This window comes from Ignavibacteriales bacterium, assembly GCA_016709765.1.
Classification (GTDB): domain Bacteria; phylum Bacteroidota; class Ignavibacteria; order Ignavibacteriales; family Ignavibacteriaceae; genus IGN3.
In genome coordinates this window covers 22,589-48,183 of sequence record JADJMD010000008.1, presented here as the reverse complement: position 1 = coordinate 48,183, position 25,595 = coordinate 22,589, and the positions used below count along the sequence as shown (strand labels likewise).

The 25,595-nt window shown below is 32.7% G+C and carries 21 protein-coding genes and 1 tRNA gene; 17 read left to right on the top strand and 5 right to left on the bottom strand.

The features are described from left to right. Nucleotides 1–10: 10 nt before the first annotated feature. From IPJ23_01635 to IPJ23_01615, 5 genes are all read left to right on the top strand, one after another. Entirely contained in the window at nt 11–1,180 is a 1,170-nt protein-coding gene (locus IPJ23_01635) for an acyl-CoA dehydrogenase family protein (protein ID MBK7629423.1), read from the top strand. 41 nt (nt 1,181–1,221) lie between these two features. After that, the gene (gene guaB / locus IPJ23_01630) at nt 1,222–2,694 is read left to right on the top strand and encodes an IMP dehydrogenase (GenBank protein ID MBK7629422.1); all 1,473 of its coding nucleotides are present in this window, start codon (nt 1,222–1,224) and stop codon (nt 2,692–2,694) included. Nucleotides 2,695–2,707: 13 nt separating this feature from the next. After that, entirely contained in the window at nt 2,708–3,994 is a 1,287-nt protein-coding gene (locus tag IPJ23_01625; protein MBK7629421.1) for a glycosyltransferase family 4 protein, read from the top strand. Continuing rightward, nucleotides 3,994–5,274: a phosphoribosylamine--glycine ligase gene (gene purD / locus IPJ23_01620; protein ID MBK7629420.1), complete on the top strand. Its 1,281-nt coding sequence runs from the start codon at nt 3,994–3,996 to the stop codon at nt 5,272–5,274. Before IPJ23_01625 ends, purD begins: the two co-directional genes overlap by 1 nt. Before the next feature lie 78 nt (nt 5,275–5,352). Then, nucleotides 5,353–6,957: a DNA polymerase III subunit alpha gene (locus IPJ23_01615; protein ID MBK7629419.1), complete on the top strand. Its 1,605-nt coding sequence runs from the start codon at nt 5,353–5,355 to the stop codon at nt 6,955–6,957. Between the two features lie 8 nt (nt 6,958–6,965). Here the strand turns inward: IPJ23_01615 and IPJ23_01610 are convergent, their stop codons facing one another. From IPJ23_01610 to IPJ23_01600, 3 genes are all read right to left on the bottom strand, one after another. Beyond that, nucleotides 6,966–7,400 carry a DoxX family membrane protein gene (locus IPJ23_01610; GenBank protein ID MBK7629418.1) on the bottom strand — a complete coding sequence of 145 codons (435 nt, stop codon included), beginning with the start codon at nt 7,398–7,400 and terminating at the stop codon, nt 6,966–6,968. Then, nucleotides 7,401–7,898: a rhodanese-like domain-containing protein gene (locus IPJ23_01605; protein MBK7629417.1), complete on the bottom strand. Its 498-nt coding sequence runs from the start codon at nt 7,896–7,898 to the stop codon at nt 7,401–7,403. A 178-nt stretch (nt 7,899–8,076) separates the two neighbouring features. Further along, a tRNA-Leu gene (locus tag IPJ23_01600) sits at nt 8,077–8,162 on the bottom strand. A 206-nt stretch (nt 8,163–8,368) separates the two neighbouring features. On the opposite strand from IPJ23_01600, the gene IPJ23_01595 reads away from it, so the two are divergent. From IPJ23_01595 to IPJ23_01575, 5 genes are all read left to right on the top strand, one after another. Beyond that, the gene (locus IPJ23_01595) at nt 8,369–8,560 is read left to right on the top strand and encodes a hypothetical protein (protein MBK7629416.1); all 192 of its coding nucleotides are present in this window, start codon (nt 8,369–8,371) and stop codon (nt 8,558–8,560) included. An 18-nt stretch (nt 8,561–8,578) separates the two neighbouring features. Continuing rightward, a complete protein-coding gene (locus tag IPJ23_01590; GenBank protein ID MBK7629415.1) occupies nt 8,579–8,788 on the top strand; it encodes a hypothetical protein in 210 nt (69 codons plus the stop codon). A gap of 120 nt (nt 8,789–8,908) precedes the next feature. Beyond that, nucleotides 8,909–10,609 carry a glutamine--tRNA ligase/YqeY domain fusion protein gene (locus IPJ23_01585; GenBank protein MBK7629414.1) on the top strand — a complete coding sequence of 567 codons (1,701 nt, stop codon included), beginning with the start codon at nt 8,909–8,911 and terminating at the stop codon, nt 10,607–10,609. A 23-nt stretch (nt 10,610–10,632) separates the two neighbouring features. After that, nucleotides 10,633–11,301 (top strand): hypothetical protein, encoded by a 669-nt coding sequence (locus IPJ23_01580; protein ID MBK7629413.1) that lies wholly within the window; start codon nt 10,633–10,635, stop codon nt 11,299–11,301. A 176-nt stretch (nt 11,302–11,477) separates the two neighbouring features. Next, nucleotides 11,478–12,224, top strand: a complete 747-nt coding sequence (locus tag IPJ23_01575; protein MBK7629412.1) for a DUF3307 domain-containing protein — start codon at nt 11,478–11,480, stop codon at nt 12,222–12,224. Nucleotides 12,225–12,228: 4 nt separating this feature from the next. Here IPJ23_01575 and IPJ23_01570 read toward each other — a convergent pair whose 3' ends face one another. Together IPJ23_01570 and IPJ23_01565 are read right to left on the bottom strand one after the other, a co-directional pair. After that, nucleotides 12,229–13,689, bottom strand: coding sequence for a glutamate--tRNA ligase (locus IPJ23_01570; protein MBK7629411.1), 1,461 nt, complete (start codon nt 13,687–13,689; stop codon nt 12,229–12,231). An 84-nt stretch (nt 13,690–13,773) separates the two neighbouring features. Continuing rightward, a complete protein-coding gene (locus tag IPJ23_01565; protein ID MBK7629410.1) occupies nt 13,774–16,134 on the bottom strand; it encodes a response regulator in 2,361 nt (786 codons plus the stop codon). Between the two features lie 325 nt (nt 16,135–16,459). On the opposite strand from IPJ23_01565, the gene IPJ23_01560 reads away from it, so the two are divergent. From IPJ23_01560 to recO, 7 genes are all read left to right on the top strand, one after another. Continuing rightward, the gene (locus tag IPJ23_01560) at nt 16,460–19,885 is read left to right on the top strand and encodes a hypothetical protein (GenBank protein MBK7629409.1); all 3,426 of its coding nucleotides are present in this window, start codon (nt 16,460–16,462) and stop codon (nt 19,883–19,885) included. Nucleotides 19,886–20,103: 218 nt separating this feature from the next. After that, nucleotides 20,104–20,565 (top strand): NUDIX pyrophosphatase, encoded by a 462-nt coding sequence (locus IPJ23_01555; protein MBK7629408.1) that lies wholly within the window; start codon nt 20,104–20,106, stop codon nt 20,563–20,565. 185 nt (nt 20,566–20,750) lie between these two features. Next, nucleotides 20,751–21,461: a hypothetical protein gene (locus IPJ23_01550; GenBank protein MBK7629407.1), complete on the top strand. Its 711-nt coding sequence runs from the start codon at nt 20,751–20,753 to the stop codon at nt 21,459–21,461. A 64-nt stretch (nt 21,462–21,525) separates the two neighbouring features. Continuing rightward, the gene (locus IPJ23_01545) at nt 21,526–22,566 is read left to right on the top strand and encodes a hypothetical protein (GenBank protein MBK7629406.1); all 1,041 of its coding nucleotides are present in this window, start codon (nt 21,526–21,528) and stop codon (nt 22,564–22,566) included. 315 nt (nt 22,567–22,881) lie between these two features. Then, nucleotides 22,882–23,799, top strand: coding sequence for a bifunctional hydroxymethylpyrimidine kinase/phosphomethylpyrimidine kinase (locus IPJ23_01540; GenBank protein ID MBK7629405.1), 918 nt, complete (start codon nt 22,882–22,884; stop codon nt 23,797–23,799). Continuing rightward, nucleotides 23,786–24,799 (top strand): S-methyl-5-thioribose-1-phosphate isomerase, encoded by a 1,014-nt coding sequence (gene mtnA, locus IPJ23_01535; GenBank protein ID MBK7629404.1) that lies wholly within the window; start codon nt 23,786–23,788, stop codon nt 24,797–24,799. The genes IPJ23_01540 and mtnA overlap by 14 nt, the downstream gene beginning before the upstream one ends. Beyond that, complete coding sequence (recO, locus tag IPJ23_01530) at nt 24,796–25,536, top strand: DNA repair protein RecO (protein MBK7629403.1); 741 nt, start codon at nt 24,796–24,798, stop codon at nt 25,534–25,536. The genes mtnA and recO overlap by 4 nt, the downstream gene beginning before the upstream one ends. Nucleotides 25,537–25,595: the final 59 nt, after the last annotated feature.

Sequence of the window (25,595 nt, the reverse complement as noted above, 5' to 3'; positions counted from 1 at the left end):
GAAAGAAAAAATGCATAAGTTTATAGGCGTAGACTATTTTAATATTGATTCTTTGCTTTCAGAAGAAGAAATAATGATTAGAGAGACTGTGCGTGAATTTGTTAGCGAACAGGTTCTTCCGATTATTGAAGAGTACAACAGAGAATCAAAATTTCCCATGCAGCTAATTACCAAAATGGCTGAAATGGGTTTGTTCGGTCCAACACTTCCCGCAAAATATAATTGTGCAGAATTAAACAATGTTGCATATGGTTTGATAATGCAAGAGCTTGAAAGAGGTGATAGTGGTATTAGAAGTTTTGCATCTGTACAAAGTGCCTTAGTAATGTATCCTATTTTTACTTTTGGAAGTGAAGCACAAAAAGATAAATGGTTACCCGATTTAGCTTTAGGAGAAAAGATTGGATGCTTCGGATTAACAGAACCTGATTTCGGTTCAAATCCGGGTGGAATGATTACAAAAGCTGAAAAGGTAGATGGTGGATTTATTCTTAACGGTGCTAAAATGTGGATTACAAATGGCACCATTGCAGATGTTGCCGTTGTTTGGGCTAAGTTAGACGGTGTTGTGCGAGGCTTTTTAGTTGAAAGGGGAATGAAAGGATTTACTGCGCCGGAAATGAAGGGGAAACACTCCCTTAGAGCCTCTGTTACATCAGAACTTATTTTCGATAATGTATTTATGCCTGAAGAGAACTTGCTCCCGAAAACTGAAGGATTAAAAAATGCTTTGATGTGCCTTAATCAGGCAAGATATGGAATTGCATGGGGAGTTGTAGGATCGATGATGGCGTGTTATGACTCTGCTTTGAATTATGCTAAATCACGAAAACAGTTTAGCAAACCTATTGCGGCATATCAAATGACACAAGATAAGCTAGTATATATGGTTACCGAGATTACTAAATCTCAATTATTAAATTTACAATTAGGAAGATTAAAAGATAAAGGATCATTAAAATTCAATCAAGTTTCGATGGCAAAAAGAAATAATTGTAAGATTGCTTTGGATATTGCTCGAATGTCTCGTCAGGTTCTGGGAGCAAATGGTATTTTGGATGAATACCCGGTTATGCGGCATTCAGCAAATTTGGAATCCGTTATTACATACGAAGGAACTCACGAAATGCATACTCTAATTATTGGTGAGGATATTACCGGTTTTGCGGCGTTTGAATAAGTGAATTTTTTTTATTTTGATTATGATACATTAGGAGTTTTATGTTAGATAAGAAATATTTTGAAATAGGTTTAACATTTGATGATGTTTTACTTATACCCGGTAAATCCTCAGTGCTTCCACGAGAAGTTGATATTTCAACCTATCTTACGCCGGAAATAAAGTTGAATATTCCCATTGTCTCAGCTGCTATGGATACGGTTACCGAATCTGCGATGGCGATTGCAATTGCACGAGAAGGCGGGATAGGAATTCTGCATAAGAATCTAACGATTGAAGAACAATGTAATGAAGTTGATAAGGTAAAGCGATCTGAAAGTGGAATGATTAGAAATCCAATTACTCTTACACCAAATAAGACAATTAGTGATGCTCTTGAAATAATGAAGAGGTATCGTGTTTCGGGCATTCCTATCATAGATAACAACCATAAACTTGTTGGAATTTTAACAAACAGAGATTTAAGATTTGAACCTAATAAGAGTCTTAGAGTTTCAGATCTTATGACAAAAGAGAATTTAATTACTGCTCCTCTTGGTACAACACTAGAAAAAGCTGAGCGAATACTTCAGAATTACAAAATAGAAAAGCTGCCAGTTGTAGATAAGACAGGAACATTAAAAGGATTAATTACTTTCAAAGATATATTAAAAAAGAAAAAACATCCTTTTGCCTGTAAAGATGAGCATGGCAGATTGCGAGTTGGAGCAGGAGTTGGCGTTACGTTCGATACAATTGAGAGGGTACAAGCTTTGACTGATGCGGGCGCTGATGCTATAGTAATCGATACGGCTCATGGTCATTCTACCGGGGTAATTAAAGTTGTAAAAGAGATTCGTAGAAAATTTAAATATATACAGTTAATTGTTGGTAATATAGCAACTTATGAAGCTGCACTTGATCTCATAAATTGTAAGGTTGATGCAATCAAAGTAGGCATTGGACCAGGCTCAATTTGTACAACAAGAATAATAGCAGGTGTTGGCGTTCCACAAATTACTGCAATTGCACACACTTATAATGCGGCAAAAAAATATGGTATTCCAATTATTGCAGATGGCGGAATAAAGCAAACAGGTGATGTCCCAAAAGCTATTGCCGCCGGAGCTGATTCGGTGATGATTGGTGGTTTGTTTGCCGGGGTGGAGGAAAGCCCTGGTGAAAAAATTCTTTATGAGGGGAGAAGTTTTAAATCTTACCGCGGAATGGGTTCTCTAAGCGCAATGAAAAAAGGAAGTAAAGACAGATATTTTCAGGATGCTGAAGATGATATCAAAAAACTTGTTCCTGAAGGAATTGAAGGAAGAGTCCCTTACAAAGGACCACTCGAAGATACTGTTTATCAATTGGTTGGTGGTTTAAAAGCATCGATGGGTTATACCGGAAATGCCAATATTAAATCGCTTAAAACAAAAAGTAAGTTTATGCAAATTACACTTGCGGGTCTTAAAGAAAGTCATCCGCATGATGTAATTTTAACACAAGAAGCACCAAATTATCAAAGTCATAAATAGGTTTTAGTTAATAATGTTTAAAGTTTTAGTTGTTGCGTATTATTTCCCCCCAATGGGATTAAGTGGTGTTCAAAGAACTTTAAAGTTTGTTAAGTATATGAAAAATTATAACTGGGAACCTACAGTTATAACCAGCGGAAATGTTGCATATTTTGCACACGATAATTCTCTCAAAAAAGAATTAGAAGACACAGAAATAAAAGTGATAAGAGTTTCCGGAAGTAAAGAGCCAAATTCAGTTTTAGCCAAACTTGGTACAATGAAACTACCAAGTGAGTTCATAAGAAATATTTTTGATAAACTGAGCCAAACATTTTTTATTCCGGATAATAAAATTTCTTGGTCCAAACTTGCTTATAAAAAGATTGATGAAATTCTTAGTACTGAAAAGTATGATGCACTATTCATCACTTGTCCACCTTTTTCTGCCTTTGATGTAATCTCACAAATAAAGAAGAAGCACGATATACCTTTGTTTGCAGACTATCGTGATCTGTGGTTCAAAAGTTATTTCGCTTTTTATGCTACTCCTTTTCATAAATTGCTTCACAAGAAAAAAGAGTACAATGCGTTAAAGGCTGCTGATAGAATTATTGTGACTAACAGAAAAATTAAAGAAAAGTTATTAAGCATCTATCCTTTTTTAACTTTTGAAGATGTTGTAATTATTTCACACGGTTATGATAAAGATGATTTTGATAAAATTGAAGCACAGCCAAAACCACAAAATAAAATGGTGCTTTTGTACTCCGGAATATTTATGGTTTACAATACACCATCCTATTTTTTAAAAGCTTTTAAGAAGTTAACAATTGAACGGCCGGATATAGCGTCAAATATCGAATTACATTTTGTTGGATTTCTTAGAAAAGAAAATCAAAAACTTATACGTAAGCTCCAAATTCAATCATTTGTTAAAGACCATGGGTATGTAAATCATACTGAGGCAATAGCAAAAATAAAATCTGCGGATGTTTTATGGTTTATGGTTGGGCGAAGAAGAAATATAGATGCAATTCTTCCTGGTAAAGTTTATGAATATATTGGTGCTAAAAAACCTATCCTTGCTTGTGTCCCTGATGGAGCAGCAAAAATGGCGGTTGAAGAATCCGGTGCAGGATTTGTTTGTAGCCCGGATAATATTGATGAAATAAAATCAGCGATTTTAAAAATATACGAGCATTATAAAAATAATTCACTTCCAATACCTTCTGATGAAATACTTGAGAAGTTCAGACGCGATAATTTGACAGAAGTTTTAACTAAGCAATTCCAACTAAAACTGCGGGCAGAAGTTTAATGCAAGTTTTATTAATTGGTTCCGGTGGAAGGGAACATGCACTTGCAATAAAAATTAAACAGAGTAAGAAATTAACTAGGCTTTATTGTGCTCCCGGTAATCCCGGAACTGAGATTATTGCAACTAATTTAGAAATAGATACTTCAAATAATCTTAAAATAGTTGGCTTTTGTAAAACGAATAATATAGATTTAGTTGTAATCGGACCTGAACAGCCACTAGTTGATGGTCTTGCAGATTCATTACGATTAGCTGGATTTAAAGTGTTTGGTCCTTCAAGTAAAGCAGCACAAATTGAATCAAGTAAAGCATTTGCTAAGAAAATAATGTTTGAGGCAAATATTCCAACAGCTAGATATTTTGAGTTTGATTCCACTCAAATAGCTGATGCTTTAACCTATCTAAAACAAATAAGTTATCCAACTGTAATTAAAGCAGATGGTTTAGCTGCCGGTAAAGGTGTTTTTATTTGCAGTAATGAGAAAGAAGCTCAAAAGGCAGTAAATGAAATATTTGAGCAAAGGGTTTTTGGAGATTCTGGGAGCAAGTTAATTATTGAAGAATTCTTGCAGGGGGAAGAAGCTTCAATCTTTGCGATTACGGAAGGCGAAAAATTCATATGTCTTCCTGCAGCGCAGGATCACAAAAGAATCGGAGATGGTGATACCGGAAAAAATACGGGTGGAATGGGCGCTTATGCACCTGCTCCAATTATAACACCAGAATTGCTTGAGGAAATTGAAAGAATAATTATCAAACCAACTCTCGATCAGATGAGAAAATCAGATAATAGTTTTATTGGTTGTTTGTACGCTGGTTTGATAATCACAAAAGAGGGACCTAAAGTAATAGAATTTAATTGCAGATTTGGTGATCCTGAAACACAAGTAGTACTTCCACTATTGGATGGAGATTTTTTACAGTTGCTTTATTCCGCCGCTTGTGGAAATTTAGATTCAAACTCAGTTAGCTATTCTGGCGGTAGTTCTGTTTGTGTTGTTGCAGCTTCAGCTGGTTATCCTGACACCTATGATAAAGGATTTGAAATTACTGGTTTTGAGAATTCGGATGAGAATTTAATTATTTATCACGCAGGAACTAAAAAATCTAATAATAAAATCTTAACAAATGGCGGAAGAGTTTTAGGCGTTACCTCCGTTATTGATAATAATGATCTAAAAACAGCGAAAGAAATAGCATATAAGGCAATAAATAAAATTCATTTTGATGGAATTTACTTTAGAAAAGACATTGCAGATAAAGCTTTAAAAAATTTATAATAGCTTCAACATCACAATTATAATTTCCACTTCACAATCATGACTTCTTTTTATAATTTGCTTAAAAAATTGTAAAAGATGATTCCACTTCACGTACATACAAATTACTCACTTCTAAATGGCACAATAAAAATTGATGATTTAATTAAAGAGTGTATAAATAATAATATTTCATCAATTGCTGTTACAGATTTAAATGCAATGTATGGATTAATTCAGTTTGCTAAAAAAGCAATAGAAGCTGGAATAAATCCTATTTATGGTGTTCAAATTGATGAACCAAATGACAAAAAAAATTATGTAATAATCTTAGCAAAGAATAATGAAGGATATTCTGATCTTTGTAGAATTATAACGCAGAGAAAATTAAATGACGACTTTTCCATACTTAGTATTCTAAAAGCTAAATGGAAAAATTTAATATTTATTACGCCAAGCGTTGAATTACTTGAAATAATAAATAAACAAAACTCTGTTTATGCGGAAATCATTCCTACAAAATCAAATAAAAAAAATGCATTAAAACTTTTTGAATATTCTAATCAAAATAATATTCCAATCCTTGCTTCAAATCCAATTTACTTTTTATGCAGGGAAGATTTTGAATTACACAAACTCGTTACCGCAATTCGTTTAAATAAAACGATTAATTCAGTTTCTGAAGATGAATTAGTAGATGAAGAATTTTATTTTAAGTCTCAATCAGAATTGGAAAATGTTTTCAGAAAGCTTCCTGAAGCAATTGCAAACTCTAATAAAATCGCATCTGAGTGTGATGTTAATTTGGGATTGGGCAATTATAAGTATCCACAATATTCAAATGAGCAGCATCAGAATAAAGTTGAACATCTTAATACAATATCTTTCAAAGGATTGCAAAAACGATACACGACAATTGATCCTAAAATAAAAACTCGATTAGAATATGAGCTTAGAGTAATTAATGAATTAAACTTTGTGGACTATTTTTTAATTGTTTGGGATATTGTTAAAGAGGCTAAAAGAAGGGGGATTTTGACTATTGGCAGAGGTTCGGCGGCAAATAGTTTGGTGGCTTATTGTCTGGAATTAACACAAGTTGATCCGATAAAATTAAATCTTTACTTCGAAAGATTTTTGAATAAAGCACGCAGAAGTCCGCCTGATGTTGATTTAGATTTTTCCTGGAAAGAGCGCGATGAAATTGTAAAGTATGTATTTGAAAAATATGGCTATGAAAAAGTTGCAATGATATCAACAATTATTACATTCCGTGCTAGATCTGCGTTTAGGGAAGTAGCAAAAGCTTTCGGAATTTCTGATCGTGAAATTTCAAAGTTTAGTAAAAAAATTCCGTGGACAAACGCATCAAATCTCACAAAAATTTCTCAACTATTTCCTGAATCCCGCAACATAGGTTTTGAGAAAGAGCCATGGAAAACTATCACAGAATTTGCATCAAAAATTGCAAACTTTCCTAGGCATTTAAGTATTCATCCAAGTGGAATTGTTATTACTCCAACTAAAATTACGGATTATTGCGCTTTGGAATATGCAAAGAACAAAGGTTTAGGTTTGATAATAACACAGCCGGATATGTATTCTATTGAGGATTTAGGCTTAGTAAAAATTGATTTGCTAAGTCAAAGATCGCTTGGAGTTTTAAGAGATACTGTGGAGGTGATTAATAAATTAAATGACTAATAGAATATTTAGGATTTTAGATTTAACAAATCTGATCCAAAAATAATTAAAAGAAACGACCCAACAATCATTAAAGTATTCTCACCAAGTTTCATCAACCCGATTTGAGTTCCTTTGCCAAAACAGCCGCAATCGATACTTAATCCGCGAAATAAACTAATAATTATTGCCATGGTAAAAACTAATAGTAAAGAAAAAAGAATTGCGCTGTTCTCTTTTACAGCAATACCAAATAGTAAAAGTAACCCGCTAATTAGTTCAATCCATGGAAGTGTAATTGCAAATAAGTTTAATATTGCAATTGGAAACAATCGATAATTAGATATTGAAATTGCAAAAGCTTCCGGATTTGCAATCTTTTCCGTTCCAGCATAAATAAAAATAAAACCAAGTGTAATTCTAAGTACAAGGAGCAGGTATTTATTTGAAAATATATTTTTCATTCACTTCTTAATATTTATTGGATAATTATTTGCTGTCCATTCATCATAACCACCAACAAATACATAGACCCTTTTGAATCCCATTTTAAAAAGTTCTTCACCTGAAAGAGTGCTTATATCACATTCTGCGGAACTGCAATATGTAACAATAGTATCGTTTTTATCTAATTGATTTATTGAATTTAGATAATTTTCAGAACCATAAAATGGAATGTTAATTGCATTTTTAATGTGTCCTTCTGCAAATTCTTCTGGTGAACGTGCATCGATAAATCTAATTCCTTGATTAAACAATTTGTAAGCAAAATTTAATATGATTGCTTTAGGTTCTTTAAATGATTCAGTTTGTTCGATGATTTCTGATTTTTTATCAATAACAAAGGAGTCAAGTGATTGATTTAATTCAGATGATTTTGAATCCGCAATAGAGTAATCATTTTTATTTAGAGTGGAAAGTGAATCGTTTGCCCAATTCAAAATTCTTTCTTGTCGAATCAAAATTAAACCATTGGGATTGAAGTGATTATAAACGAGAGAGATGATTATCGAAACGAGAATTATGAAAAATATTTTGGAAAAATTAAGATTCAATTGTTGTAATAATTTTTACTGATAGTCTGTAATTAACCAAAAGTACAGATATTTATAAAAAAGCCTCCTATAAAGGAGGCAAAAGTACCGAAAGCCGGACTCGAACCGGCACGAGGTTTAAGCCTCACTGGATTTTGAGTCCAGCGCGTCTACCAATTCCGCCATTTCGGCAATTATTTTAAAGAACAAAGTTCATATTTTAGAATTTTTATGGGCAAAAGATAAAAAACTTAATGATACTAACCAATCAAAATGTGGATCATAAAAAGATTTCTCTCGCCATGGTATAAATTTTTGAGACATTTTTTCGATAATGAATTAAGTGCAAACTATGGCACAATGATTGTTTTACATCATCTAAACAAAAAGGAGTTATGATGAAAAATATTTACAGAGCAAAAAACAAAAAGCATCAGAAAGTTACGGATGTTTATTTGTTGGTTAGCAATTGGAATAATGTTGATGACTATTCTGAAGAAGAGATTGAAGATCTTCTAGAAGAAAATCATATACCTGAGATTTCTTACATAGAAGTGATAGAAAAACCAGATAACATTATTTTTGATTAATTATTAAACATTAAATTTATGAGCAAAACGTATATCGGGCAGGATGGACATTACGACATCGAAGATGATGGTAAAGTCATCCAACAAATGGTAAATGAGTTTGGAAGATTAACGGGAATTACAAAAGTGTATTCCAACTTTAAAAGAATTCCAAATCTTCTCGATAGAAATAAAATAGAGTATTTTTTACAGATGTTAAAAATATATAAAGTTTCCGGGCGAGTTTAATCCTTTCTGCATCACTCGTCCCTTAACTTGTTTTTACATTCGTTAATATTATTCTAACCACACACTTACGCTTTAACCCAGCTTTCATTATTTTTGTATCCAATAACAAACATTGGAATTATGGAAAATAATAAATCAAACCTAAATGATTCTTTAAAAGAAAAATCTAAGAATTTTATCTACGAAATAATTGATGAAGATTTTAAAACTAATAAATGGAATGGAAGAGTTCATACCCGTTTTCCACCTGAACCAAACGGTTATTTGCATATCGGACATGCAAAATCAATTTGTCTTAATTATGGTATAGCCCGCGATTACAAAGGCAAATTTAATTTGCGTTTTGATGATACAAATCCTGTAAAAGAAGAACAGGAGTATGTTTATTCGATTATCGAAGATGTAAAATGGCTCGGCGGTGATTTTGAAGATAGAATATTTTTTGCTTCTGATTATTTTGAGCAAATGTATGAGTGGGCAGTTAAGCTTATTAAAAAAGGTAAAGCTTATGTGGATGACACTGATTCCGAAACAATGCGTGGTTTACGCGGAACAATAATCGAAGCAGGAAAAGAAAGTCCAAATCGTAGTCGATCAGCTGAAGAAAATCTGGATTTGTTTGAACGAATGCGAAAAGGCGAATTTAAGAATGGTGAAAAAGTTCTTCGTGCAAAAATTGATATGTCATCTCCAAATATGCTTTTACGCGATCCAGTTATGTACAGAATTATTCATTCTGAACATCATCGCACCGGAAGTAAATGGTGCATATATCCAACATACGATTGGGCGCATGGACTTGAGGATTCGATTGAAACCATTACGCATTCTATTTGTACACTTGAGTTTGAAGTACATAGACCATTGTATGATTGGTTTTTAAATGAACTAGAGATTTATCATCCTCAGCAAATAGAATTTGCAAGATTAAATCTTACTTACACGTTTATGAGCAAAAGGAAATTACTTGAGCTAGTAGAACAAAAATTTGTTGATGGATGGGATGACCCTAGAATGCCAACTATTTCTGCATTTAGAAGAAGAGGTTATACTTCAGAAGCAATCCAGAATTTTGCAGAAACAATTGGCGTTGCCAAGCGAGATGCTATGACTGAGATTGCTCTGCTTGAATATTCAATTAGAGAAGATCTAAATAAGCGGTCACAAAGAGTTATGGCAGTTCTTGATCCTTTAAAAGTTGTCATTACGAATTATAACGGGGAAGAAGAACTTGAAGCAGTTAATAATCCTGAAGATGCTGAAATGGGACATCGTAAAGTTCCTTTTGAAAAAGAACTTTATATTGAACGAACTGATTTTATGGAAGAGCCCGTAAAAGGGTTTCATAGATTAATTCTTGGTGGTGAAGTTAGATTACGTTACGCATACATAATCAAATGTGAAGAGGTAATTAAAAATGAACACGGTGAAGTGATTCAACTTAACTGCAGCTACGATCCTGAAACAAAAAGCGGCAGCGGCACAAGTACAAAAAAAGTCAAAGGCACCATTCATTGGGTTTCTATTAATCACGCAGTTGATTGTGAAGTAAGGTTGTATGATAGACTTTTAACAGTTGAAGATCCTGCAAGTGAAAAAGATAAAGATTACAAGGATCTCATAAATCCAAATTCTTTGGTGATTTTAGAAAATGCTAAACTGGAGCCTTTTGTAAAATCCGCAAAAGCAGGCGATCGGTTTCAGTTTGAAAGACAGGGTTATTTTTGTGTTGATATAAAGCATTCAACAAATGAAAAACTTGTTTTTAATCGTACTGTTACTTTAAAAGATACCTGGGCTAAAACAAGTGGAAGAAAGTAAAAACATTTTTTAGATAAATCATTATGGCAAAAGAAAAAACTAAAAAGTTGTATTCGGTTATAACATGCGATATTGTTAAATCATCAAAATTATCTTTAGAAAATCATAAGCTTTTAGTAAAAGTTATGAAAAGTTCCTCTAAAGATCTTTCTAAGATTTTTCCCGATGCTTTAAAGTATGAACCTGAATTATTCCGTGGAGACAGCTGGCAGCTTCTTATTAAAAAACCAGAATTGGCTCTAAGTATTGCTCTGTTTTATCGTGCATACTTAAGAGCTAAAATGCAGCTTAGTTCTATTGATGCAAGAATGGCTATCTCAATTGGTACTGTTGATTATATTGAGTCATCATTTGGTGTTGGAAACGCCTACAAGATTTCCGGCAAAGCATTAGATAAAAAAGGTAAAAGAAAAATCAGATTTGTTTCTGATATAATTCCAAACTCAGATGTTATAGATTTGATTATTCAGAATACAGATCATATTTCTTCAAAATGGACGAGTAATCAGTGTAAAATAGTTTTGCTTGCTCTTCAAAACATGGATCAACAATCAATTGCCGTAAAACTTCGTATAACACAACAAGCTGTTTCCAAACAGATGGATTCAATCGGTTGGATGATTGTTGAAGATAATTTAAATCTTTTTAAAAATGTTTTACTTAGTGTTTCAAACAATGCTAAACCTAAATAATGGCTGTACAACCCTTTAAGGTTGTAATAACTAAATACAACCTTTTAAGGTTGTACTGATATAAAACAACTTTATAATGTTGTTTATGCTAACTAAGTATCTATATAACTAAAAATAGATGTTATAAGCTTTTAAGCTAATCTCTATTATTGAAAAGAATTTCTGGATGATCTTAAATGAACAGTATATTAATTCAAATTCTTATCCCACTATTAACAGCACATTTTCTTGCTGATTTTATTCTTCAAACCGATGAAGATGTGAAGAAAAAGCAAAGCCCATTGGTATTTGGTAAGCACATTGTGCTTGTTACATTACTAAGTTATTTTTTGGTAGGGGATTGGAGTAATTATATAATTCCGTCATCAATATTACTTACTCATTCGATAATTGATTTGTTAAAAAACGCTATAAAAAAAGATTCATTATTTATTTTCTCCATTGATCAAACTGCACATTATTTAGTTATACTGCTATTATCTTTTTCTATACAGAATAAACTTTTCCAAGAAGCAAATAACCTGTTTTGGTTTGCTGCTTTTGGAAATACTTATATAAAAGTATTGATGATTGTAGTTGCAGTAATAGTTATAACAAAGTTTAGCAGTATTATTATTAGCTATATAATCAAACCATTTCAGCTTAAAATATTTAAAGGCGAGAATAATAATAAGGATGAAATAAAAACAGGAAGAATTATTGGTTACTTAGAAAGAATAATTATCCTTGTTTTATTTCTTGCGGAGTTACCAGCAGTTGTTGGATTTTTAATTACAGCTAAATCAATATTAAGATATGCCGAGATTAAAAATGAAAAAGACAAAGTGATGGTTGAGTACGTTTTGATAGGCACATTGTTAAGCTTTACAATTGGAATATCTATCGCATTTATAACTTCTAAAATATTGGTTTATTTAGGCTAAAGTTTTAGACTGATATTTTTTCAATTGCAGTTTCAATTCTTTTCACAACTTCATCTTTACCAAGAGTAATAAGCAAATCAAACATTCCTGGTCCTGTACTCAGTCCAGAGACAGCCAATCTTAGTGGATGAATTAATTTCCCTTTGCTAACATTTAATTCTTCCGAAATTTTTGCAAGCGCATGTTCAAATTCTTCTTTAGATGGATTCTTTAGTGAGGAAAATTCATCTTTTAATCTATTTAAATGTGCTGCTGTTTCAGGTTTCCAATTCTTTTCAATTGATTTTTGTTCATAGGCAGTTGGAGCTTCATAGAAATAAGTGCAAGTATCAATAAACTCTTTTACAAAAGAAACACGTTCTTTCATTGCTTCTATAAGCGATGATAAAAAATTGTCTGAATAATTCTCATTTTTGAATTTTGATTTTCGAATTTCATCTTTTAATAGCGACAATAATTCTTCATTTGATTTTTTTCTCAAGTGTTCCGCATTCAACCAATTTAATTTTTGAAGATCGAAAACGGCTCCGGCTTTATTGACTCTTTCTAATGAAAAACTTTTTATTAATTCATCTATATAGTAAAATTCTTTATCATCACCTGCATTCCACCCAAGCAAGGCAACAAAATTTATAAGAGCATCTTTTAAATATCCCTTATCTCGATAGTCCTCAACCGCAACATCACCTTGTCTTTTACTAAGTTTGGAACGATCAGGGTTTAGAAGTAATGGAAGATGTGCAAATATTGGGCGCTCCCATTCAAATGAATCATAAAGTAAAACGTGTTTTGGTGTTGATGAAAGCCACTCTTCACCACGAATAACGTGTGTGATTTTCATTAAATGATCATCAACAACGTTTGCAAGATGATACGTTGGATATCCATCACTTTTTATTAATACCTGATCATCAACATTGTTACTTTCAAACTCAACATGTTTACGAACTATGTCATCAAACTTAATTGTCTGATTTGGGATCACATTTAATCGTACAACTTTGGGAATTCCTGCAGCAAGATTTTTAGCGATTTCATCTTTAGATAATTGCAAGCAATGTTTATCATACTTTGCTTGAGGTAGTTTCTGTTTTTCTTGTTCTTCGCGTAAGGTTTGCAATCTTTCTGTGGTGCAAAAACAATAATATGCTTTGCCTTTTTCGATCAACTGGTCAGAGTATTTTTTATAAATATCTAATCTTTGTGATTGCATATAAGGTCCAAAATCTCCACCGATTTCTGGTCCTTCATCAAAATTTAATCCAGCCCATTTTAGAGCGCTAATTAGATTCTCAACAGCGCCTTCTACAAAACGATTACGATCAGTGTCTTCAATCCTTAATACAAATGAACCGTTATTATTTTTTGCGAATAGAAAGTTGTAGAGTGCTGTTCGCAATCCGCCAACGTGTAAATAGCCAGTTGGACTTGGAGCAAATCGTACTCTTGGAGTTTCATTAATCATTTGGGGAAATCCTAAAATTGAATGAATAAAAATACAAATTCGTATTTGTAATTTTGAATAGGGAAGTGAGGATAAAAAGAAACACTATTTTTTAATTACTTTATTCTCTGTATAGTATTTTACTTTTTCTATAAACTCCTGACTGTCAATCGGTTTGGGAATGTAATCGGTGGCACCTGCCTCCAAACATTTTTCCCGATCACCTTTCATAGCAAATGCTGTTAGTGCAATGATAGGAGTTTCTTTATAATCATCAAGTTCTCGGATTTTTTGAGTTGCCTCAAATCCATTCATAACTGGCATTTGCATATCCATAAGGATTAGATCATAATACTGTTCTTGAACTTGTTCATAAGCTTGTAAGCCATTTTCAACAACAACGATTGATTCAAAATTATTTTTCTTAAGTAATCGTGTAACAATAATTTGAGAATGTTTATAATCTTCAACTAATAATATTTTTACCGAATCTTTAACTTCTTTAGCTTCCTCCGGTGTTGATGGTTCATCGTATCTATTAATCATAGCATTAACAGTTTCCGCAAGATCTTCTATGTTAGTACTGCTCTTGTGTAGCAAATCTGAAAACAATCCATCAATTTTTTTAAGATCATCCTGGTAAGATTCTTTACCTGTGTAAATAATTATTGGAAGTTTAGAAAAACTTTTATTCGATTTAATCATCTTTATTAAATCAAATCCATTAACAACAGGCATATCCAGATCAATTATTGCAAGATCAAGATTCAAATTTTCAATCATACCAATAACTTTTGCTGATTGATGTTCAGCAATGGCATTAAATCCAGCTTGCTCAACAGCTTCTTTAATCAGATTAAGAGTCGGGATGTCATCATCAACGATAAGAATATTGGAATCTTTTTTAAGTTTATAACTTGTTAAAACCTCAACCAAAAATTTATAGTTGATAGGCTTTACAAAATATTCAACGGCACCCATCATAAAAGCTTTTTGTTGTTCTGCTTCCACCGAGCAAACTATAACGGGCATGTGTTTTGTCAGTGGATTTTCCCTGAATTGTTTTAATAGTTCAAAACCATTAGCATCCGGTAAAATAATATCCATTATTACGGATAGAAACTGCTGTGTTTCAACTATCTTCATCGCTTGTTGAGCTGAATTGACGATTGTTGGTTCGTATCCCCATTTAGATAAATAATTACTCAACAGTTTTGAAGTTGCATAATCATCTTCAACAACAAGAACTTTATTTTTTGTTCCCACCGGTTTTGGAAGTTCTGCTAATTGTCCTTCAATTGATGTAAGAATTTCACCGATTACAGAAAATGTATAAGTTATACCTTTTCCTATTCCACTTGAAATACTGATATCGCCGTTAAGGTATTCAATATATTTTTTAGTAAGTGAAAGTCCAAGACCAGTTAAATTTCCAAACTTAGAACCGTGAAGTTCATTTAATGCAAATGGTTGAAAGAATTCTGTACTTTTCTTTGCATTTAAACCGGGACTTGTATCAGAAATCCTGAAGACAAGTTTTTTATTGTTTGGTGCAGACACTGAAACGGAAATTTTTCCACGTTCAGTTAATCGAACTGAATTGGTTAAAATATTAAGTAGGATATATCTTAATTTTTGTGTGTCAATCTTTATACTATCTGGAATTCCAGAATCAATGTCCATTACAAATTCAATTCTGGATTTTTCAATTTTAGAACTGAATAAAGAAACAACTTCATTTAAATAATCTTTAATGTTAACAGAAGTAAGATTTACCTTTGTGATTCCACTTTCTAGCTTACTAAGATCTATCAAATCATTTATTACTGAAAGCAATTCGAAAGCATTATCCTTTAAAGTTCCAACATATTCCGTTTGGGAAGGTGATAAGTTTTCCTCATTTAACAAAGAGGCAAAACCCATAATACTGTTAGTTGGTGTTCTTAATTCCTGTGCGATATTTGAAATAATTGTGCTAAGTGAATTGTTAAGTATTCCTTTGCTTCCAATCCATAGTTTTAATAGATTTTTTGAACACTCACTGATCAGTTCAATATTGTCAGTTTCATTTTTAGTAAAATTTGTTTTTTTTGCAACTTTAAGTAAAGCAGATTGTTCATCCGCAACTTTTATTAAAACACAGCCTTCGTTTATAATGTGATCAGTAATATTGAATGAGCAATTAGTCTGTGTAAGAAATTGACAAACTTCACCATTTTCAATAATATTTTTACAATTTGGGCAGGATATCTGAACTTCACTGGTTATAGATTTTTTTGCTGTTGCTGATTTACCAATAACTTCAAGATTATAATTATTAGTAACTTTAAATAGTACAGCGGCCTCTAATTCAAATTCTTTTACTATAAAATCACATAACTTTGTAGGAAAATCAACTGATGAGCGAATTGCGGTTTGAATTAACTCATTATATTTACCAAGAAAATCTATTTTTGAACTTTGCATATTCCCTTTGTCAATTCTGAAAATTTTACTTGTAATCGTTAATAAAACTAAATAGAAAATCTATTAACGCAAAATTACAAAGAAAATAAATATTAATCTAAAATATTGATTGATTCTTAAATAAAGATAGTGTGAATAGTTGCTCCATATCTAGGATATATTTTATCGATTATATTTCGGATGGACAGTCATTAATAGCTTAATTATCCTTCAAATAATCAAATTAGCCTTGATTTAGCATTTACCTTAAATTAGTTTTCAAAAAAAAATATACTTCTTTTTGAAATCGATAAAATATCTTTATATCATATCTATAGTTTCTAGCATGTGGCTAAACAATGCCGATGCACAGAATGATTATAATTCGGTAGTTGTATCAGATACGATTGCAATTAATTTTCAGAATTATTATCCAATTTCATCTGTCAATATCATTCCGGGTTCCGAAATGATATTTCTAAAATCTAATAAATTAAGCTCGAATGATTATTCATTCACATATTCAAAATCATTTTTTGCGCTTTCAGATTCACTTCCATATTCAATTTTTGATACACTAATTGTTACATACAGATCATACAAACTATCACTTAAGAAAGAATATCAAAAAAGAAGTTTGGTTGTAAAGTATGATGAAAAGTTTGGTGACACCGTTAGTGTCTTAACATCATCAGGTGGATTTTCACCTGATGCTATATTTGGCGCTGATATGCAAAAAAGTGGAACCATTGTTCGTGGATTTACAGTTGGAACAACTAAAGATTTTTCACTTTCCAGCGGACTACGTTTGCAGCTTTCCGGCAGGATTTCTGAAGATATCGAAATAGTAGCGGCACTTACTGATGAAAACACCCCTATCCAGCCGGAAGGAAACACAGAACGACTTGAAGAACTTGATAAAGTTTTTATCCAGGTAAAACACTCAAATGTTGTTGGCACTTTTGGTGATTATCAGGTAAAGCAAAGAACTGGAGAGTTTGGTGTTATTGATCGCAAGCTGCAGGGATTGATGGGGGAGTTTAATTTTGAAGATGCAAATGGATATTTAGCTATAGCAAATTCCAGAGGTAAATTTAATTCAAACAGCTTTAATGGCTCAGATGGTGTGCAAGGTCCTTATCGTTTAAGCGGATTAAATAATGAACGCGATATTATCATTATCGCAGGAACAGAAAAAGTTTTTTTGGATGGAATTGAAGTAAAACGCGGTGAAAATAATGATTACGCTATTGAATACTCAAACGCTACAATTACATTTACTCCAAATCGTTTAATCACTTCTGCAAGCAGAATTAGTGTTGATTTTGAATATACCGACAGACAATTTTCACGAAGTTTCTTTGGAGCTGGAACATCTATAAAATTATTTAATGACAAACTGAAATTAAAAGTTCAGTACATGCGCGAAGGTGATGATCAGGATGCACCTATTGATATATCATTAAGTGAAGAAGACAAAATTTCTTTATCACTCGCAGGTGATGATAGAAATAAAGCTGTAAAATCTGGCGTAAAATTAGCCGAACCCGATTCACTCGGAATTATCCAAGGGATTTACACAAAAGTTGATACGGTTTTTAATGGTGAAGCATTTTCATTTTATGTTTACAATCCGGGCGATTCACTTTCACTTTATACCGTGAGTTTTAGTTTTGTTGGAGAAGGAAAAGGTGATTACATCAGGCAAAGTCTAGGATATTATAATTTTGTTGGAATTGGTAACGGAAGTTATTTACCGGTATTATTTCTGCCGTTGCCGCAGCTTAAACAAATGGGGAATATTGTTGTTGATATTAATCCTTTTGAAAATGTTACACTTAGTTTAGAGTACGCCGGAAGTTTGTGGGATAAAAACCGTTTATCCGCTTTGGATGATGGTGATAACTACGGATATGCAAGAAACATTTCCTTAAAAATTGCTCCATCACAAATCTTAATTGGTGATCTTGATTTTGGGAAGGCAGGATTAACTTTGCGCGATAGGTTCATTCAGGGCAAATTTACTTCTTTAGATAGATTTGATGATGTTGAATTCAGTAGAAACTATAATTCTGCTAATCAAACTACACCGCAGGATGAAACTCTTCGTGAAATTGGAATTGCACTTCAACCAATTCAGGAATTAACAATTAATTCTTCCGCAGGATTTTTACGAAAGGGAGATGTTTTTTCTTCAGATCGATATAACAATACCATCAGATTTTCTGATTCTAAAACTTTTAATATCGATTACAATTTAGATTACGTTAAATCTAATAATATTAGTATAAAAAGTAATTGGTTAAGACATAGAGGAAATGCGTTCTACACGTTCTGGCAATTAAAACCCGGAATGGAATTTCTTGCTGAGGATAAGCAGGATAATCAGGCACAAAAAGATTCATTACTAAACAGCAGCTTAAAATATTTTGAATATTCTCCATACTTAGAACTGATTGAAACCGCTGGTTTTAGGGTGTTAACTAAATATTCCTTGCGTGATGATTATTTGCCTCTTAACGGTGTTATGATTCAGGAATCAAAATCAAAAACGTATTCGCTGGAAATGAATTACAATGGATTGCGTGAAGTAAATACAAATTTGGTTTTAACATTCCGTAATAAAACTTATAAAGATGATTTTAAAGCAAAAGGTTTTTTGGATAATGAAACAATTTTAATTCGTTCGCGAACAAAATTTGCATTATGGCAGCGATTATTAAATGGTGATTTATATTATGAAGTATCAACTCAAAAATCAGCAAAGCTTCAAAAAGTTTTTGTTCGTGTAGAGCAGGGCACAGGCAACTATATTTATCTCGGCGATCTTAACAACAATGGCATTGCAGATGAAAACGAATTTGAACCAACTTTGTATGATGGTGATTTCATTCAAGTTACTCTGCCAACTGATGAACTTTTCCCTGTAATAGATCTGAAAACAAGTACACGATGGAAAATTAATTTTTCTGAATTAGTAGATGTTAAAACTTTAATTGGAAAAATTGTTAGTCCTATTTCTTCAGAAACATATTGGCGGATTGAAGAAAACAGTCGTGAAACAGCTTACGGAAATATTTATTTATTAAAGCTTTCAACATTCCAGAATGAAAGTACAACAATACGCGGATCAAATTATATACAACAGGATTTCTTTCTTTTTGAAAATGATCAGGAACTTTCTTTTAGATTTAGATTTACGCAACGTACAGCGCTTAATGAATTCAGTTCCGGTTACGAACGATATTACAATCGTGAACGCAGCTTAAGAATTAAATTTAAAATGGTAAAAGAAATTTCAAATCAAACAGATTTAGTAAATCAGATTGATAACGTTAACGCACCGCTAAACTCAAATAGAATTCGGCAGATAAATTCTAACAATATTATATCAGAATTTTCATATCGCCCAGATAAAAACATTGAGGTTGGATTTAGAATTAAAGCCGGAAGAAGTGAAGATACATATCCTGCAGTTCCAACGGTTATCGATTTAAATTCTCAGTTAATAAGATTTAATTTATCTTTTTTGGGAACCGGTAGATTGCGAATTGAAATTGAACGTAATGAATTAAATGCAAACACAACAGAAAATTTTATTCCATACGAACTTACAAACGGAAATCAGATTGGCAAAAATTATTACTGGCGCTTAAATTTTGACTACAAACTTTCATCATTTTTACAGACAACAATTAGTTATGATGGAAGAGTTCAAGGTGCAAATAAAGTTATACATACAGCACGCGCAGAGGCAAGAGCGTATTTTTAATGAACAATTTATAATGTACAATGTACAATTAAAAGAAAATATAATTTTACCAATTGCGGCAAAACACTATTAGTCATTTCGAAGGATGGCATTGCCAGACTGAGAAATCTGTTTAAACTTTATGGAAAGATTTCTCACCCAATTTAGATCGGGATCGAAATGACAAATAAAAAGATTTTTAATAAAATGATTCTAAATAATTAACGAAAATTACTTTAATGAACATAATCTCAAACTTAATCGAAGCACACATTTTCCGTGAGCAAAATGGAATTATAGAATTTCTTCTTCTTAAAAGATCTCCCGAACAATATTATCCAAACTTGTGGCAAATGGTTTCCGGTAAGATTAAAGAAAATGAAACCGCGTACAATACAGCCTTGCGAGAAATAAAAGAAGAAACAAATTTAACCCCAGAAAAATTTTGGGTTGCGCCAACAGTAAATTCCTTTTACGCACCGGATAAAGATTACATCTCTTTGCTACCGGTGTTTGCTGCAAAAGTAAATTATGATGATATAGTTTTAATAAGCAAAGAGCACACTGAATTTAAATGGTTAAAACCGGATGAAGCTAAAAAACTACTTGCCTGGGATGGACAAAGAAAATCTGTTGATGTAATTGTTGATTATTTTCAAAACAGAAATTCATTCCTAAATTTTATTGAAATCGAAATGTAGGGATCGGTCTCCCGACCGATCCGAAAGAATGTATTAAAGAATAATGGATATATTTATAGATCGTTACAAAAATAAAACAATCGGAATGGACGGGAGTCCATTCCCTACAAAATTTTATTCGCATCTCACCGCAAATTTCTTTTTAAGTTTCAATAAACAAAAATGTCTTTTGGGATAAGACCTAAATGAAATTAAAATTCTTCTTTCTCCTTGTCCTCTCATTGTACATTGTAAATTGTACATTCTACATTGAAGCGCAAGCGACTATCCGTTACGTAAGCAAAACCGGCACAAGCACACCGCCCTACACAAGCTGGCAAACCGCTGCAGACAGCATACAAAAGTGTATTAGCATTTGCGTTGATGGCGATACAATTTATGTAGCTAACGGTATTTACAAAGAAAACCTTGTTATAAACACAACAATAAGTTTAATTGGCAGTAGTATGGATAGTACAGTAATTGATGGTACTGGTCTTACTACTATAACAATTCACATTATACCATCTGGTGTAGGTGGGACAATTGAAAACTTCAAGATTTTAGGAAAAGGTTTTAATCTTGGGGCAGTCATATTAACTGAAAAAAGTTTACTTATTAAGAATTGTAGATTGCTAAATGACCAAAGAGGAATATCAATAATCAATAACTCAGTGACAACCGAGAATATATTAATTTCAAATGTTTCGAACGGATATTATTCCAGTTGCATTTCAGACACTTGTCATAATTGTTTGAGCAACAATTTAATCGAACTTATTGTTCCCAATTCAATTGGCTTCCAAACAGGAATAGGTGGTACTTTAAATATTAATAACAACCTAATCCTATACACAGGCACAAATAAATTCAGAATCTGGTATTTCCATCGATGCACCAAGAAAAGTATATATTAACAATAATTTGATAAGTGGATTTATTCATTCAATATTTTTTGATACTGTTCAGGATACTGCATTTGTGCAAAATAATTTACTAATGAATTCTACAAGTAGATTTGGGAGTATATATTCATCAGCAAATTATGTTTATGTAAAAAATGTTATTATGGAAAAGAATACCAAAGGTATCTCAGGTGATTCTAGACTTAAATCTGATTATAATATTTATTGGCAGAACACGACGAATTTGGATGGTGTGTTGCTTGGTGATAGCGACATAGTGGCTGATCCTATGTTTGTTAACGATACAATTACTACTTTAACGAGTGGTTATGATTTTCATCTTCAGAAATATTCACCAGCAATAGATAAAGGTGATCCATCAATTCTTGATGTTGATGGAAGCAGAAGTGATATTGGTTTGTTCGGTGGTCCTTATGGACAGAAATACACTTACCAGGATTTAGCACCAAAACCACCCAGAAATTTAACTGCATCAATGGATTCTGGTCTTGTTCATCTTAAATGGAACAAGAACACAGAAGCAGATCTTTTCCGTTACAGGGTTTATCGTGATACTGTTCCGGACTTTATCTATGACACAACAAAGATAATTGCAGTAATACCAGATACAGTTTTTTATGATGATCCACCGCAGAAATTTATTTCAGGCAATTACTATTACAAAGTAACAGCAATAGACAGTGCATATCATCAATCACCTGCAAGTGAAGAAGCACACATCAACATAACAGGAATACCGGAAGCACCACCAATAGTTGTAGAGCATTATAATCTTTTACAAAATTATCCAAATCCGTTTAATCCATCTACAACAATTCCATACAGGTTAAAAGCACCGGGATATGTAAAAGTGATGGTTTACAATCTACTAGGAGAACAGGTAAAAGTACTTGTAAACAAATATCAGAGTGCAGGATATTACGAAGTATTATTCCATCCAACCGCAACAGAACGCCAAAGTGCAGAAGGCAAGATAGAATTTGAAACAGGCTATGGAGATATTGTAAGCGGAATTTATCTTTACCGAATCGAAGTAATTGGAGAAGGCAACATTCCCGTTTTTACAGATATGAAAAAGATGATGCTGGTGAAATAAGTTTTCAAATCTCCCTTTAGAAAAGGGAGTACCTGAACGAAGTAAAAAATTATAAAAGCCCCTTTAAGGGAGTGCCCGGAGGGATTTGTTTGATGCTGTGTAAAAAAGAATCCCCCGTCATCCCTTTGGGATGCCACCCCCTTTATTAAAGGGGGACTTTTCTTAAGCAAAAATAATATTTATTGGTTATTAGGTCGCACCGCAGTTTCCGAGAGAATCAATTGAACATTTAGCATTATAAAAAGTTGTGCATTCTGCGTGTATTTTTCTATTTTTCGGGCGTCATTTATAAATAATCATAATCAGGAGTCAGTTTTGGGTTTACTAGTTGTAGGTTCACTCGGTTTAGACACAGTTGAAACACCATTTGATAAAGTTGAAGATGCTTTGGGCGGATCAGCAACTTATATTTCACTAGCTGCAAGTTATTTCGGTGGCCCTGTGGAATTAGTTGGTGTGGTCGGCAGTGATTTTCCAAAAGAGTATATTAAGATTATGCAGGATCATAATGTTGATGTTGAAGGTTTGCAGATTGTTGAGGGCGGGAAAACTTTTAAATGGTCCGGCAAATATCATTATGATCTGAATGTGCGAGATACACTTTTAACCGAGTTAAATGTTTTTCAGGATTTTAATCCTGTTATTCCTGATAATTTTAAAAAATCAAAATATATTTGTCTCGGCAATATCGATCCTGTTCTTCAATCAAAAGTATTGGATCAGATGGAAGATCCGCAGTTTATCGTTTGCGATACAATGAACTTCTGGATCGAAGGAAAGAAAGATGAATTGTTTCAGTTATTACCAAGAGTAGATGTGCTAATTATAAATGACAGCGAGGCAAGATTACTTGCACACGAACCGAATTTAATTCGTGCCGCAAGAAAGATAAGAGAAATGGGTCCTAAAATTCTTATCATAAAAAAAGGCGAACACGGCGCACTTTTATTTGTAGATGATATTGTATTCTCTGCACCGGCTTATCCGATGGAAACAATTTATGATCCGACAGGTGCAGGTGATTCTTTTGCCGGCGGATTTACAGGCTACTTATACAAAACACGTGATCTTTCTCCGGACAGTTTAAAACGTGCAGTTATTTACGGAAGTACTATGGCTTCTTTCTGTGTTGAAAAATTTAGTACTAAGGGATTAGAAGATTTATCTTATTTACAGATTTCGGATCGTTACAGAGAATTTATGATGCTTTCAAGATTTGATGAACAAGAATAGTTATTACTCAATAAAATTTATAGATGATCATCTTTCTTTTTTGGATCAAACAAAACTTCCATTGCAGGAGGTTTATGTTGATACAGATGATTACGAACGTATCGCCGCGGCAATCGAGAGGCTGGAATTACGCGGCGCTCCGTTAATTGGAATTTCAGCGGCATTTGCAATTGCTCTTTCCTTTAAGAACATTTCATCAGATCATAAAGGACATTTTAATATAGTTTATAAAAGATTAGCATCAACAAGACCAACTGCGGTTAATCTTTTTTACGCTTTGGATAGAATGAAAAAAGTATTTGAATCAATAACGGATCATTCCAAAACTTATCAAACATTGCTTGATGAGGCTAAAGCCATTTACAATTATGAAGAGCATTGTTCAAATAAAATTGCTGAGCATGGTTTTAATATCTTCACAAAAAAATCCAATGTTCTTACACATTGCAACACCGGGGCACTTGCAAGTGCTGGATTTGGGACTGCATTCGCGGTTATTAAAAAAGCTTTTGATGAAGGATATGTAAATCATGTTTATGCGGATGAAACTAGACCACTTTTACAAGGTTTACGGTTAACGACTTATGAACTTCAAAAAAATGGAATTCCATTCACAGTTCAAACAGATTCTATGGCTGCTGTTTTAATGCAGCAAGGGAAAATAGATTTAGTTATTACCGGAGCTGATAGAATTGCATTAAACGGAGATTGTGCTAACAAAATCGGGACTTATAATCTTGCCGTGCTTTGCAATTATCATAACATTCCATTCTATATTGTTGCTCCTTCAACAACAATAGATAGAAAAATTCCTACCGGTGCTGATATTGAAATTGAATACAGAAATGGTTCAGAAATTTTATCAATAAACGGCAATCAAATATCTGATTCGAAGATCAACACTTTTTCCCCCGCGTTCGACGTGACTCCATCTCATTTAATTAAAGGGATAATTACTGAAGAAGATATTTATTTCTTCCCATACAATTTTATAAGATGAGCGATATAGTTAAAACGGAAGCGGTTGTGCTTTCAAAAATTAATTACGGGGATACAAGCAGCATTGTTTCGCTTTATACGGAATCAGATGGAAAAATTTCTGCGATTGTAAAAGGCGGTAGAGGTCCTAAATCAAAAATCGGAAAAATCATTGATCCGCTTAATCATTTGCAAATAATTATCTATAATAAAAACTCAAGAGATGTTCAATTACTTTCGGATGCAAATCTTATTTCGCACTTTGTAAATATTAAAGAAGATCTTGATGCAACCAAGTATGGATTTGCGATCATAGAATTAATTAAAAATCTAACTGCTGATCATGAGGCAAATGCAAAACTATTTAAAGGATTAATTAAAATCCTTAATATGATTGATGAAAAAAGAGAGGCCCCTGCATTTTTATACGGCAGATTTTTATTGTTCTTTTTATCTGAGCTTGGCTATGAATTATCAATTGATAAATGCGCAATTTGCAGCGATCCAGTGGTAGTAAAACAAAATTTAGGATTTGATTTTGAATCTGGTTTTGCGTGTGAAGATTGTTTTATATCACATTCTGGTTTAGAAAATGTTTCAGCGGAACTTTTTAATCTTATCTTTTGTCTAAAAAACAATAAAAAAACTGTAAATTTTAGTGTTGATCTCATGGACAAGTTTAATTTATTATTAGAACGTTACCTTAAATTTCATATAAGTGATTTTAAGGGAATTCAATCATTTCAAATTTATAAGTAGAGGAATTATCGATATAAGCGATACCAATGATCAAAAAGTGAATCTTATTATTAACAAAA

Coding starts and splice junctions, on each gene's coding strand:
- IPJ23_01570 (MBK7629411.1), bottom strand. CDS start 13,689: ATGATTAATGAAACTCCAAGAGTACGATTTGCTCCAAGTCCAACTGGC.
- IPJ23_01625 (MBK7629421.1), top strand. CDS start 2,708: ATGTTTAAAGTTTTAGTTGTTGCGTATTATTTCCCCCCAATGGGATTA.
- guaB (MBK7629422.1), top strand. CDS start 1,222: ATGTTAGATAAGAAATATTTTGAAATAGGTTTAACATTTGATGATGTT.
- recO (MBK7629403.1), top strand. CDS start 24,796: ATGAGCGATATAGTTAAAACGGAAGCGGTTGTGCTTTCAAAAATTAAT.
- IPJ23_01575 (MBK7629412.1), top strand. CDS start 11,478: ATGAACAGTATATTAATTCAAATTCTTATCCCACTATTAACAGCACAT.
- IPJ23_01580 (MBK7629413.1), top strand. CDS start 10,633: ATGGCAAAAGAAAAAACTAAAAAGTTGTATTCGGTTATAACATGCGAT.
- IPJ23_01560 (MBK7629409.1), top strand. CDS start 16,460: ATGTGGCTAAACAATGCCGATGCACAGAATGATTATAATTCGGTAGTT.
- IPJ23_01565 (MBK7629410.1), bottom strand. CDS start 16,134: ATGCAAAGTTCAAAAATAGATTTTCTTGGTAAATATAATGAGTTAATT.
- IPJ23_01585 (MBK7629414.1), top strand. CDS start 8,909: ATGGAAAATAATAAATCAAACCTAAATGATTCTTTAAAAGAAAAATCT.
- mtnA (MBK7629404.1), top strand. CDS start 23,786: ATGAACAAGAATAGTTATTACTCAATAAAATTTATAGATGATCATCTT.
- IPJ23_01635 (MBK7629423.1), top strand. CDS start 11: ATGCATAAGTTTATAGGCGTAGACTATTTTAATATTGATTCTTTGCTT.
- IPJ23_01595 (MBK7629416.1), top strand. CDS start 8,369: ATGAAAAATATTTACAGAGCAAAAAACAAAAAGCATCAGAAAGTTACG.
- IPJ23_01555 (MBK7629408.1), top strand. CDS start 20,104: ATGAACATAATCTCAAACTTAATCGAAGCACACATTTTCCGTGAGCAA.
- IPJ23_01550 (MBK7629407.1), top strand. CDS start 20,751: ATGAAATTAAAATTCTTCTTTCTCCTTGTCCTCTCATTGTACATTGTA.
- IPJ23_01590 (MBK7629415.1), top strand. CDS start 8,579: ATGAGCAAAACGTATATCGGGCAGGATGGACATTACGACATCGAAGAT.
- IPJ23_01610 (MBK7629418.1), bottom strand. CDS start 7,400: ATGAAAAATATATTTTCAAATAAATACCTGCTCCTTGTACTTAGAATT.
- purD (MBK7629420.1), top strand. CDS start 3,994: ATGCAAGTTTTATTAATTGGTTCCGGTGGAAGGGAACATGCACTTGCA.
- IPJ23_01615 (MBK7629419.1), top strand. CDS start 5,353: ATGATTCCACTTCACGTACATACAAATTACTCACTTCTAAATGGCACA.